Below are 13,935 nucleotides of genomic sequence, written 5' to 3'. Positions count from 1 at the left end.
ATTGACGTGCTGTTAATCGTTTTTCAATTCATGGCATGATATCTGTAGCTTTTTATTCTGGGGTCTGAAACTCGCTTCGCTCAGACAAGCAGACCCCGGGCAGAATAAAAAACTCCATCTATCACGCTCATGAATTTGTAAAAACGATTAAAAGCGCGTCAATGTTTTATATACCATCCGCCCCGGCAAAGCTTTAGGGGATACCGCATTGGCTAAGTTGTGGAAGTTTGCAAATAGAGCGTGTATTAATAAGTTTTGTTATTTATATCAAAAGTTCCAAGCTTTTTTGTAATGTAATTTTTAATATTATTAGTATTGGTTACTCAAGTTCGCACTTGTACGGTGCAGCAAAAACTTTGGTGATGCTGTATTGTACAAGTGCGAGGGGGCTGCATTTAGAAATATGGTAGAAGGTATTTATCAAAAGGAGAGAACTTATGGAAGAAGTATATGCATTTCAAGTGAAGGTAAGAGGGGATTCTTTTAACGGACATTATACTAATGGTATATCGCTTGCTAATAGTGAGAGTGTCAGAAGATGTAAGCAGGTATATAAGGATGCTGAGAAGACTGTATATGAAGCTGATAATTATAAGGTTACAGCTTATCATATACCAAAAGGTAATGTGACACAGTGTTACACTGTCTTTGAGAATACATCAAGCAAGGATATCACAATAGATCTCCTGTCATCTTTTTGTATTGATAATATAGAAGCAGATGTCCTTCATAGAGCGACGTCTTTCTGGAGCGCTGAAGGTAAGCTTCTAACACAGAAACTTACTGATCTTAACATGGAACCATCCTGGAACAAGCATGGGACCAGAATCGAGAAGTTCGGACAGATAGGTTCTATGCCTGTCCGTAAATGGTTCCCATATGCTGTTCTTGAAAACACTGCTACCGGTGAATTTATCGGTGTGCAGATATATTGCGCCTCCAGCTGGCAGATAGAGGTCTTTAGGACAGCTGATCCTGTTTCGCTGTGCGGAGGTCTTGCAGATTTTGATTACGGCCACTGGTGTAAGTGCATCAGAAGCGGCGAGAGCTTCACTACGCCTAGGGCAGTCGTTGCTAAGGGTAAGTCTTTACTTGAAGTGAGTGATAAGCTTGTAAAGGCGCAGAACCCTCGTATAGCAGATGTAGATAAGGATATGCCTATTATATACAATGAATACTGCACGACCTGGGGCAATCCTACTCTCGATAATGTTAAGAAGATATGCGAAGCACTTAAAGATACTAAGGTCAGATACCTTGTTATAGACAGCGGCTGGTACAAACAGCCTGATAAATTCTGGTGGGATACGATAGGAGACTGGGACGAAAGTCCTGAGCTTTTCCCAAATGGAATCAAAGAGATGACAGATATGATAAAGTCTTATGGCCTTATCCCCGGCATCTGGTTCGAGTTTGAAAAGGCGGCAACACTATCACAGTTGTATGAACAGACTGAGCACCTGTTAAAGCGTTTTGGTGATCCTATCAATGTTGATGGTCAGAGATTTCTTGATATGAGAGATGACTGGTGCATAGATTATCTGTCAAGGAAGGTAATAGATTTTTTGAAAAAGAACGGATTTGGGTATATCAAAATTGACTATAACGATACTATAGGTGTAGGCTGCGATGGCGCAGAGAGCCTTGGAGAAGGCCTTAGACAAAGCGTTCTTGGAACTCAGAAGTTCTTCAAAAAGCTTTCTGATGAAATTCCGTCTCTTGTAATAGAGAACTGTTCAAGCGGCGGACACAGACTAGAGCCTTCTATGATGGAACTTGTATCACAGGCCAGCTTCTCTGATGCCCATGAATGCAAGAGCATCCCTGTAATAGCCGCTAACCTTCACAGAGTCATACGCCCCGAGCAGAGCCAGATATGGGCAGTTCTAAGAGCAGCAGATGACATCCATAGGGTCAATTATATCCTAAGCTCAGCATTCCTTGGAAGAATGTGCCTTAGTGGTGAGATATTTGATATAGACCAAAGAGCCTGGGACACTACACATAAGGCTATAGATTTCTATGATGAAGTTAAGCATATCATAAAAAATGGCGTGACAACTGTAATAGACTGCAAATGTAATGACTACAATAATCTTACAGGATATCAGGCTGTGCTTAGAGAGTACGGAGATGAAGCGCTTCTGGTAGCACATACTTTCGAAAATGGCAGTAATCCTGAAATAGATAAGTATCTGTCCGGATATAACATCATAGATACCTTTGGCAGTGAGCTGGATGGAGATTTTAGAGGAAAAGCTTTTTTCTTAAGAAGATAATTTTATAATTAAATTTGCCTGAAACTTCGCTAAAAAGGTCCTGCCCCGGATTTTTATCCGGCGGCAAGACCTTTTATTTTAAACACTTTTATGACTCCGTTATGTGAGCTTTATGAAAGGATTATTTCTCCCATTTCCAATTAGCTACTTCAGGAAGATCAAGACCAACCTCGTGGATGTACTGCTTGTGCTCAACAAGCTTGTCGCTCATGCGCTGATACAGATATGCGCCGCGGTTTCCAAGCTGTGGAAGATACTTAAGAGCATCCTGTACAAGGTGGAATCTATCGATATTGTTCTGAACTCTCATATCGAATGGAGTTGTGATAGTTCCTTCTTCCTGATATCCGCGAACATGCATAAGTCTGTTGTTGTGACGACGATATGTAAGCTCGTGAATAAGTGTAGGATAGCCGTGGAAGTTGAAGATTACAGGCTTATCAGTTGTGAAGAGCATGTCATATTCAGCGTGTGACAGACCATGTGGGTGCTCTGATGCAGGCTGAAGTTTGAACAGGTCGACAACGTTGATGAATCTGATCTTAACTTCAGGAAGCTCCTTGTTAAGGATTGATACAGCTGCAAGTGCCTCGAGTGTAGGTGTCTCACCTGCACAAGCGAAGATGATATCAGGTTCCTGGCCCTGGTCATTGGAAGCCCAATCCCAGATACTGATACCCTGTGTGCAGTGCTTAACAGCCTGTTCCATAGTGAGCCACTGTGGACGAGGATGCTTAGATGCAACGATAACGTTTACATAGTTACGGCTTCTTACGCAGTGATCGAAAGTAGAGAGCAGGCAGTTAGCATCTGGTGGAAGATACAGACGTACTACGTCAGCTTTCTTGTTAGCGATATGATCCATGAAACCGGGATCCTGATGTGTGAAACCGTTGTGGTCCTGCTGCCATACGTTAGATGACAGGAGGAGGTTAAGAGATGCGATCTCTTCTCTCCATGGAAGCTGGTTGCAAACCTTCAGCCACTTAGCGTGCTGAGCTACCATTGAGTCGATGATACGGATGAATGCCTCGTAGCTTGCGAAGAAACCGTGACGACCTGTAAGAAGGTATCCTTCAAGCCATCCTTCGCACATATGCTCTGAAAGCATTGAGTCCATAACGCGACCATCAGCGTTAAGAGCATCATCTATATCAAGAGTATCTGCATTCCAAACTCTGTTTGTCTCCTCAAATACAGCATTAAGTCTGTTAGAATTGGTTTCATCAGGTCCAAATACACGGAAGTTGCGTGATTCCTTGTTGAGCTTGATGATATCACGAACGAACTTACCAAGTTCTGTCATATCCTGTCCGTCTTTTTCGCCGGGAGCTGTTACATCGAAAGCGTACTTGCGGAAGTCAGGCAGACGAAGGTCACGAAGAAGCAGACCACCGTTACCATGAGGGTTAGCACCGATACGTGCATTGCCTGTAGGAGCAAGTGCCTTAAGTTCAGGGATAAGCTTACCATTCTCATCGAAGAGTTCTTCTGCATGATAGCTCTTGAGCCACTTTGTAAGGATCTCAAGGTGATCATCATGATCCATCATTACAGGAACCTGATGTGCTCTCCAGTAATCTTCAACCTTATCGCCATTTACATAATCAGGGCCTGTCCATCCCTTAGGAGTTCTAAGGACGATCATAGGCCATACAGGACGAGTTGTATCGCCTGTCTCACGAGCGTGCTTCTGGATAGCCTTGATCTCTTCGATGACGCTGTCCATAGTTTCAGCCATCTTTCTGTGCATATACATAGGGTCTGAACCCTCTACGAAATATGGCTTCCAGCCCATACCTTCGAAGTACTTCACAAGCTCTTCGTGTGAGATACGTGAAAGGATAGTAGGGTTAGCAATCTTATATCCATTGAGGTGCAGAATAGGAAGAACAGCACCGTCTGTCTTAGGGTTAAGGAACTTATTGGACTGCCATGATGTAGCAAGAGGTCCTGTCTCAGCCTCACCATCACCAACAGTAACAGCTGCAATAAGGTCCGGGTTATCAAATACAGCACCAAATGCATGTGCTATAGAATAGCCGAGCTCACCACCTTCGTTGATAGAACCGGGAGTCTCAGGTGCACAGTGGCTTGGAACACCGCCTGGGAATGAGAACTGCTTGAACAGCTTCTGCATACCTTCTTCGTCTTCGCTGATGTTAGGATAGATCTCGCTGTAAGTGCCTTCAAGATATGTGTTGGCAACATAGAAGTTTCCGCCATGTCCGGGACCTGATAATAAGATCAAATCAAGGTCATATCTCTTGATAGCACGGTTTAAGTGAACATAAACAAAGTTCTGTCCAGGTACAGTTCCCCAGTGACCAACGATCTTCTTCTTGATCATATCCATTGTAAGTGGCTTCTTAAGAAGAGGATTATCAAGCAGATAAAGCTGGCCGGCTGAAAGATAATTGGCTGCACGCCAGTAGGCGTTCATTTTGGTGAGTAGCTCGTCTGTGATAGGTCCTTTTTCTTCACAGACAGTTGTCTTAACGTCTTCCATTTCTTCTCCTTTAATACTTGTAAATACCAGTAAATAACAAATTCAAAATGTCATCTACCATATAGTTCTTCGTGTTAAAAAATTAACACGAACACGATAATATAACATTGTGGGAAAAATTACAATAGGAAACTAAAATATTTTATTTGTACCTAAAAATATAGCAATTAATGAAAAAAATAAAGCAAGCATTAAGTATACTTGATAGTCGGAATGTTATATGATAAAAATTTTGAATAATAGGGCGAATAATTTGGAATACATAGAGCAATACTTGACCAGATAGGAACAAGATATGATAAGAATGATACCATATTTGTGTGTTATTGTAAATCGTCAGAAACCATTATTTGCTTCTATTATTTGGCATATGCTAAAATAATTTAGTTAGCTGTTTCCGAAAATTGCAAAAATACTTCAAAAACAAAAAGCGGATAGGCCGAAAGGTCTATCCGCTTTTTGGAAAGTGATATTTACTATAATTATTATTTGAATGACGTAAGGGTCAAAAGTCATTTCGATTCGAGCTTGCTCGAAATCGAATATGAATTTATGACCCGCAAAACATGAGCAAAGTAGCACGTAGTGCGGATTTGCGAATGTTTTAGGATTGTGAGAGTTTCGAAGAAACGGAACAATCCGTTAGTCATAAGGTGTCAAAAGGAACTTTTGACACCTACCTCATTTGAATTGTATAAGTATAAAAACTAAAGGAAGTGCATTGCCTTTTGTTTACTTAAGCAGTGTATCCTCAAGATATTTGATCAAAGACTTAACAGTCTCCTGATTTTGTTTATAGAAGATCTTAGAATCTACTTTCTCAATCTGTAAGAGACTTTGTTCAAATAAAGCTGAAGTGTGATGTGATATAGTAGCTGTCGTAAGCCCTATCTTATTGGCAAGTTGTGCTCCATAATATGCCTCATCCCTGGTCAGCTGTAGGATTTCTAATTTACTCTTATCAGACAGAAGTTTTAAGATCGTAAGAGCCTTATCCTGCGTTATGCTCGTTCTCTTGATCATGATTTTGTCATATGTCAGATTGTCGCTGTATATAGCTCCTATCTGGGCTATAGGCCTTGCTGTTTTGATATCGTCCCCTTTAAAACTCAGACTGACCTTCATGCAGTTTAGATAGGAGAGAGTGATATAACAATCATTTGAAGAGTTAAAACCGGAAGATGAATATCCCATTTTCTTCATGACATAATCTACATATGGCTCATCTGCGGCATCTTTTTTGGCATAATCGATAGTATCTTTACCGAACTCTTCGAGCTTTTTTTCATATCTTTTAAGAACTTTGGCTGCGCGGCTTATGATAGTTAAGAGCTTTGGTATATGCTCACTGCGGTGTATATAGAGCTGCTGAAGTTTTAATTTGTCACTGTCAGCTATATCCATTTCATAGATAGCATCGATAATATCACAGATACCGGCATATTCTGCATCATCATTGTCAGAAGCGTTTTTGCCGGCTCTTCTTATAAGCTGATAGAAATACTTATTGTAGCTTTCTTCTGGTATATCTTTAATATACTTTTGATAATCTTTGATAGATATGTTCTCCGGAATATCATTCATAGCAGGACATACGCTATCGTGGAGTAGGAGCATACTTGCAAATGAATAGCTTATCTTATCTTCAAGGGCATAATAGCTTTTTATATCGTCAATATCTTGTGCAAATTCTTCTCTTGCATCGTCTTCTATACGCTGGAGCAGTTCTACAAACTTTTCTTCCCTTGGCCCCGGGATGATGTCATAATCGACAGCACTTTTGTCCATATGCGGCTTAAAATATGGAGCTGGCTCCACCAATACATTTAAAAGGGATAGGCTTTCGTATACATAATGTATTTTATAAGAATAATTGTTCATAAATAGAATCCTTTCGTGTTCGTAGGCGGAAAACCACTTCCCTTGGGAGAGTCCGGCGATCTTAAGCTATTATTTCATCTGCACAGCTTTTTTCATCAGCCAGAGCAGAAGACTCTTTGTTTTCTCTTTCAGCTTCTACAATAGCCTTGGTTCCTGATGTGAGCATGTACATGCCAAAAAGGAAAGCAACAACACCTGCCATAACCAGTATAACCTTTGTAGAAGTTAATTTTACCACAATACTTATAATAAAAGCAGTTACGGGTGTAATTCCAACAGAAATGGCACTTCCTATGCCTGAAACTCTTGCAAGGTAAGATCTGTCAATAACATTGAACATCTCAACATTTATATACATATTGCCAAGAGATATACCAAAGCCAAGTGCTATAGACAGGAGTAATAGTGTTATAGCAGCTCCGTATCTAGTTTCATACAGTGGCGCTGCGCCTACAAGACCGAGATAGAAGGTTATGATAAGAGCAATCATCATTATTATAGTCTTCTTGCCATTCAAAAACTTTCTAAATACCGGGAAAAGCAGTGATCCCAGAAGCATTGATACTGTAACAGCAATTCCGAAGATAGATAAAAGTTCAGGTCCTCCCTTAAGTACTTCTGTGACTATAGGTGTCTGAAGAGAGTTGATAGGAACAAGTATACCATTTAGAAATAGTGCAACGAAAGCAAACACTACAAGAATCTTTTTTCCTTTACAGTATACAAACCCGTCTTTTAACTCCTTAAGATATGCACCAGCGCTGGCAGATACCTTAGTATTAAGAGTTTCTGCAGGTATCTTCATCCATGCTATAAGAAGTGCTGAGATTACAAAAGTTGCCATATCAAGATATATAGCTCCGGAGCTCCCTATAAGAGCGATGATGGCAGCGGCAAGACCGGTACCTATAAGCTCTGTGATGGATGATACTGAGCTGTTAAGAGATATAGCTTCGTTGTAGGAGTCCTTATCTACAACCATAGGGAAAAAAGCTGATGAAGCAGGACCGCGGAAAGCTTCTGCAGTAGAGATGATGAGATTTAAAAGTGCTATAAGCGGAGCACTTAAAAAGCCCATCAAAAGGCCGGTAGCCATGACACCTACGCATATTGCGCGGATAAGGTCGGTTACAACCATGATGTTTTTCTTACTGTGATTCTCAACCCATGGTCCTACAAGAGGAGTCACGATGATGGTGGGGAGACGGTTGATAGCATAGATGATGGCAGACCAGGATGCCTGACCGGTAAGTTCATATACTATCCATGATGATGCGATAGCATCTACGGAGTCTCCGAAACGATTGACGATGGTTGATGCGAGATTTTTGCGGTAGTTTGGATTTCTGAATAGCTTGCCATACTTAAAACTCATGATTAACCTCATGTCGCGAGTGAAACGAGTGACTAATGGTTCAAATTGATGGAGCTCGCGTCATCAATTTGGGTTTGAAAGTGGAACACTTTCAAACTTGATCCTCCTGTGAGAACTGGTTGAGCCTATCTGTTAAAGCTGTTCATATAGCTTAGATGAGGCGATGTTTGATATTTGTCTCTTGGAGAGTTAGATATACATCTAACGCCTCCTTGATCAGTATAATACATTGATGTTAGATGTATGTCAAGCATTGAATTAGATGATGATAATATTACTACGATACAGAATAAAAAAGATCAAGGAGGCAATACATGATTCAAGCGATTCTGGATTTTATGTATCCCCAAATAGTTGATAAAAATGATCATTTTGAATGTGGTCTAAAGAGAATTTCAATACAGTTTTTGATGAAAATGGCAATTTAAATAACTGGTGGCTTGATGAAGATTGATATACAAACAATAGTGGCAGGAGTTTTTTTGTACGTGGTAAAATGAATTGTAGTGTGATTTTATGGATAATATACGAGGAGTAGTTTATGAGGTGTTATAAGATAAGTGAAAAGTTAGAGCCTATAGAGCTTAAAACATATAAAAATCTTGATTTCCAGTATGTCATAGTCATGACAAGCGATGAATGGAAAGATAGAAGTACGGATTTTGATATGGGTATTGAATGGGATATATATTCAAGATCCGGAAGTGGTACCAGAGCTGAAGTTAACTACGATTCCATAACAGGTAAGTTCTCTGTACTTGATAGGCAGAACATGCCGGAGAAAGCAGGTGAGTTTTCTTTCTCACTTGATGAAAAAGGTATAATCTTCGTAGACGATCAGGGACTTGCAGGAGAGATCATAGACAGGATTTCTTCTTCAAAAAAACTGTTTAATCCATGTCTTGAAAGATTCCTTTATGATTTTTTAGAGCAGATAATCTATAACGATGCAGATCTTCTTGCATCCTATGACAGAACTCTTGATGAGATAGAGAAGAAGATATTTGCAGGGTATACAGATAATGTACTTATGAAGATAGCTGATATGAGAAATCAGCTGCGAGATCTTAAGATTCATTATCTGGAGCTTATGGATGTATGTCAGGAGTTTGAAGAGAATGAGAATGAATTCTTCATGGCCAGCAATGAAAGATACTTCCATCTTGTTAACCAGAGAATCCAGAGACTGTATGAAAGAGTAACATCCCTTGTAGAATTCACTATCCAGCTGCGCGAGTTCTGTCAGTCCAAGACTGATGAGAAGCAGAATAGTAACCTTGCTTATCTTACTGTAATATCAAGTATTTTCATGCCTCTTACTCTTATCGTAGGATGGTATGGCATGAACTTTAAATACATGCCTGAACTTGACGAGAAGTGGGCATATCCTGTGACAGGTATCATATGTATACTAATTGTAGTAGTATGTATAACTTTCTTTAAGAAAAAGAAACTTCTGTAAAAGTCACATAATTACATTGCCTTTCTATAATGGCGCAGTAAACATAGAAACTGCGCTATTTTTTATGGTAATAATTGGGCAGATAATAGCACAGAGTGACATTGTTTTAAGGCTGTAGATATTGGAAAATATGCATTGGTACATAGTACAGATCACATAATATGAGGTAGGTGTCAAAAGTTCCTTTTGACACCATATGACTACCGGATTGTTCCGTTTCTTCGAAACTCTCACAATCCTTAAACATTCGCAAATCCGCACTACGTGCTACTTTGCTCATGTTTGGCGGGTCATAAATTCATATTCGATTTCGAGCAAGCTCGAATCGAAATGACTTTTGACCCTTACGTCATAATATTATGGGTACAGTACCTTGGGCAATTGGCAACAAAGTATGTATGGAAAGGACATAACATGGCTTCAGATAAGATCACTAGAACATCAAGAGAACACCCTCAGGTAATTAGCAGTAAAGATTACAGATATGATTCTTTTAATAATGGAAAGACTTTTGAGGGCAAAAAGAAAAGACTCCCTGCAATGGGCTGGAACAGCTGGAATGCATTTGGAAGCGGTAATACAGAAGCTCTTACCAAAGCTATGGCTGACAGATTCATAGAACTGGAACTTGATAAGGCAGGTTATGAATATCTTGTTCTTGATGATGGCTGTTACAACTCAGAAAGAGTAGATGGAAAGCTTACTAATGAGCCGCTTAAGTTCCCAAGCGGATTTAAGGCACTGGCAGATTATATCCATGCTAAAGGCCTTAAGTTTGGAATGTACAATGATATAGGAACCAACCTCTGCGCAGGATCAGCAGTTGGAACCTGCGGCTTTGAAGATGTTGATGCAGTAAGCTATACAGATTGGGATATTGATTTCCTTAAGGTTGATAACTGCTACTATCTATGGGATAATGCAACATTCTCAAATGGTGAGAATGCAAGATACACTTATGCTCCAAGGATTAAGGCAGTAAAGCTTGTAAGCCAAGATGGAAGCGAATATACATATAATGCAGTAACTGATGGCGTGATAACAGGAAGACATGCAAGGATCGAAGAATCCTATGTTACTAATATAGGTACTTTTGATGGAACTAATATAGGTAACACACCGGTTGGAGACCAGAGTAGCGAGCTTACCTTTGATCTAAAGAATGTAACAGAAGGTTCTTACAAACTGTATGTAACCTATGCTACAGGAAAAGAAGCCGGCGTTGGCGAGTGGCTCCAGGTTGCTGTATCAGATGGAAGCATGTCAGATTTCTTTTTTGATAACCTTGTAGAAAGTACACAGGGACCGGAAGACTTTAAGGAAAACTATGTGTGCGATATAGCTGTAAAAGGCAGCGATACAGTTCTTAGACTTATGAATCACAGACGTCAGGAAAACACACTGTGCTCTTATGCGGCAATGTATAACTCCTTGAAAGAAGCCGATCCTAATAAGGACATACTCCTTTCAATCTGCGAATGGGGCAAGACAATGCCTGGCGATTGGGGATACAAAGTAGGTGATTCCTGGAGAATCCTTAATGATATAACATTCCAGGTAGGAAGAGACGGGGACCCTGGAAGAGGATACTGGGAAGCAGACGGAACCTGCAGTATCACATCACAGTATGACAAATGCGTAATAATGGATGAATTCGCCAGCCTTGAAAGAGGCTGGAACGACCCGGATATGATGGTTATTGGAATGGGAGATGTTGATGAAACTATGGCCAAAACTCATTTTGCCATGTGGTCTATGATGAACTCACCACTTATGCTAGGCATGGACCTTAGAAAGGTCGAAAAAGGTGACTATATCTGGAACATAATAACCAACCAAGATATCATTGCCCTCAATCAGGATGAGCTGGGCGTTCAGGCTAAGAGAGTATGGTCAAGCCTTGCAGACAAGGATGCTGATAAGGTATACCTTATGAATCATGACAGGGTAGATATCCTTGCAAAGCCCCTTTATGGCGGCGATATCGCAGTATCATTTATAAATCTGTCCGGCGAAAACAATACTAATAAGATAGAAATCAGCCTTGATAATATAGTAAGCGCTATTGAGGGCAAGATGGCAGATCCTGAGATCTTCAAAGATGCACAGTCATATAAGATCAAAGATCTCTGGACAGGCGAAGAGAATAGTCTTTCAGGAAGAATTGTTTCAGTAGATGGGATTAAAGCTCATGACAATGTGACACTTCGCGTATCACCGATCAGATGATTTCAAAACAGGTATTTATGGCATGAAAGCAACAGTCAGAGAATTTACCCTCGCCATAATGAGAGATGATCATATCGGCGGCGAGATGATGACAGATGATGAGCTTTTTAGAGAAGCTTATACTATGAATGTCATCGACAATCAGGATTATCTCCATCCGGATGATTACATTACAAGGAAGGCAGCAGCCAGAATATTACATCATACGCTTCTATATCTTTTGGAAGAAATAGATGTAAGCGATATACAACGTGCAAACGTACTTGTAGACCTCTATGACTGCAGGACCTGCGTACTTCATATAGCTCAGGTTTATTGTAAAGGAATTATGGGATCAAAGACGATCACTGATAAGTCTTCCGGCAAAACATTTGAAATCTTCGATATGAACTCCGGAATTGAGCATGAGGAAATGAAACAGATCTTATCTAAAATATGGAATAGCTCAAAGTAAATGTAAATGAAGCGATGTGTTTTAAACATGTCGCTTCATTTTTTTTTGAGCATTTGGTAGAATGGTGAAGCTGGTGCCATTATCGCACAGATTCTACAATCTGGCTGCAATAAGACATAAAGCATAATCGTGTATAGACAACAATAGTAAACGAATTAAGAAAATGCACTTTGTTAGTCATCAAATGTCATATATGACATTTGATGATCTACATGTACTTTAGTCGTCTACTAAAGGTATTAACAGAAGGAGGCACATCTATGCTTGGAAGAACACATTTTTTTGTAGGAATGGCGGCTGCGCTTATAACCTTAAGACCTGAGTCACTGCCTGTTGTAGTAGCAGGAACTGGAGTTGCAGCAATAGGAGGCGTCATAAGTGACATCGATTCCGGAACATCCACAGCTCATAAGGAAGCTGACAAGATAGTTATGGCGGCTACACTGGCCTTGGGAGCAGTGATCATAATAGAGTATAACTTTCATATAGGTATATACAGAAGACTGCTTGCTGATAGTAATATCTATCGGATCATAACAGGAAGCGCAGCTTTTCTTTTACTATGTGTATTTGGAATGAGGCAACCTCACAGGTCATTTATGCATTCGCTACTGGCACTTTTATTATTTTCATCATGTGTAGGGATAATATTCCCTGAGGTGGTGCCGTACTTTGCGGTCGGGTATGCATCACATCTGATAATAGACCTTCTAAACAGGAAGCGTGAAAAGATACTCTGGCCCATGAAAAAAGGATATAGCTTCAATCTCTGCTCATCAAAAGGTTATGTAAATAAACTGATGATGGCTGCCGGAATGCTTATATCAGCGATTTACATTTCGACACTTCCATATGTGCAGGAGGCATATGCAACTATGCTGACAGTACTAAGGCTGAATTAGTCATCTATGTGAAGTAAAGGTGAAAATGGTGCCAGGAGAAAAAATAAGCAGCTAATCGTTTTGTCATGTACAGCATAAAGCAAAGAGAAGATAACAATAATTAAGAAAATATTGTCATAAAATAATAAGAATTCAGTATCCATCCGCTTTATAGTGTTATTTAGAGAAAGGTTTTTTCTTTAGTAAAACTTATAACCCTGGCGGTGCAGTATCTTCAAGGATTTTGCCGGGGGACTTGACACTCAGGCGGACAGAATATAAAGCATTGCCACGCTTTTAATTGTTTTATAAAATTCATGAGCGTGATAGATGGAGGTTTTTATTCTGCATGGGGTCCACATGTCTGAGCGAAGCGAGTTTGGACCCCAGAATAAAAAGCTACAGATATCATGCCATGAATTTATAAAACAATTAGCAGCGTGGCAATGCTTTATATTCTGTCCGCCTGAGTGTCAAGTCCCCCGGCAAAATCCTTGAAGATACTGCACCGTCAGAGTGCTAAGTTGTAGTTATTTATTAGGTATTTGCGAAACTCATTAAAAGTTTAGATGTAACCTTAACAAAAGCATTCTGGAACGCTTTTGTTGAGGGCAAAGACGTGAACTGGGCTGATAAATCTTATCTTAGGCGCACTTGAATAAGGCTGATGCCTTATTAAGTTGGTAAGCCCTATGCTATGAGGGGCTTGAGGCTTCTGATGTATTCATGGTGATGAATTTTGTCAGCAAGTACTACAGATATAAGCTGAGTGATTCCTGCAAGTATCAGATCAGCATGCAGAGTCTTCTCATTTTGAGTGCGGCGTCCAGCCAAACAAAGATTATCCTTCATATGGTTGATATCG

At 40.1% G+C, this 13,935-nt stretch carries 8 protein-coding genes and 1 pseudogene; 5 read left to right on the top strand and 4 right to left on the bottom strand.

The features are described from left to right. The first annotated feature begins 437 nt into the window (after positions 1-437). On the top strand, positions 438-2,279 hold the full coding sequence (locus BMX21_RS15255) for a glycoside hydrolase family 36 protein (protein WP_092045671.1): 1,842 nt from the start codon (positions 438-440) through the stop codon (positions 2,277-2,279). Between the two features lie 121 nt (positions 2,280-2,400). Here BMX21_RS15255 and BMX21_RS15250 read toward each other — a convergent pair whose 3' ends face one another. The 3 genes from BMX21_RS15250 to BMX21_RS15240 form a co-directional block, all read right to left on the bottom strand. Further along, on the bottom strand, positions 2,401-4,788 hold the full coding sequence (locus BMX21_RS15250) for a phosphoketolase family protein (RefSeq protein WP_022754901.1): 2,388 nt from the start codon (positions 4,786-4,788) through the stop codon (positions 2,401-2,403). A gap of 732 nt (positions 4,789-5,520) precedes the next feature. Continuing rightward, on the bottom strand, positions 5,521-6,669 hold the full coding sequence (locus BMX21_RS15245; RefSeq protein WP_092045669.1) for an ArsR/SmtB family transcription factor: 1,149 nt from the start codon (positions 6,667-6,669) through the stop codon (positions 5,521-5,523). Between the two features lie 61 nt (positions 6,670-6,730). After that, positions 6,731-8,044, bottom strand: a complete 1,314-nt coding sequence (locus tag BMX21_RS15240) for an MFS transporter (protein ID WP_177174063.1) — start codon at positions 8,042-8,044, stop codon at positions 6,731-6,733. 541 nt (positions 8,045-8,585) lie between these two features. Here BMX21_RS15240 and BMX21_RS15235 point away from each other — a divergent pair. From BMX21_RS15235 to BMX21_RS15220, 4 genes are all read left to right on the top strand, one after another. Further along, the gene (locus BMX21_RS15235) at positions 8,586-9,506 is read left to right on the top strand and encodes a magnesium transporter CorA family protein (protein ID WP_092045662.1); all 921 of its coding nucleotides are present in this window, start codon (positions 8,586-8,588) and stop codon (positions 9,504-9,506) included. 414 nt (positions 9,507-9,920) lie between these two features. Then, on the top strand, positions 9,921-11,735 hold the full coding sequence (locus BMX21_RS15230) for a glycoside hydrolase family 27 protein (RefSeq protein WP_092045660.1): 1,815 nt from the start codon (positions 9,921-9,923) through the stop codon (positions 11,733-11,735). A 22-nt stretch (positions 11,736-11,757) separates the two neighbouring features. Next, a complete protein-coding gene (locus BMX21_RS15225) occupies positions 11,758-12,189 on the top strand; it encodes a hypothetical protein (protein WP_027204276.1) in 432 nt (143 codons plus the stop codon). Between the two features lie 260 nt (positions 12,190-12,449). Continuing rightward, positions 12,450-13,091, top strand: a complete 642-nt coding sequence (locus BMX21_RS15220; RefSeq protein ID WP_051199451.1) for a metal-dependent hydrolase — start codon at positions 12,450-12,452, stop codon at positions 13,089-13,091. A 669-nt stretch (positions 13,092-13,760) separates the two neighbouring features. On the opposite strand, the pseudogene BMX21_RS20080 reads toward BMX21_RS15220, so the two are convergent. Beyond that, positions 13,761-13,935: pseudogene (locus tag BMX21_RS20080) on the bottom strand (ISNCY family transposase); the annotation flags it as partial.

The sequence above is a fragment of the Butyrivibrio sp. TB genome (genome assembly GCF_900110805.1).
Lineage (GTDB): Bacteria > Bacillota > Clostridia > Lachnospirales > Lachnospiraceae > Butyrivibrio > Butyrivibrio fibrisolvens_C.
The sequence above is the reverse complement of the archived record's forward strand: the minus strand, read 5'-3'. Positions and strand labels throughout refer to the sequence as shown.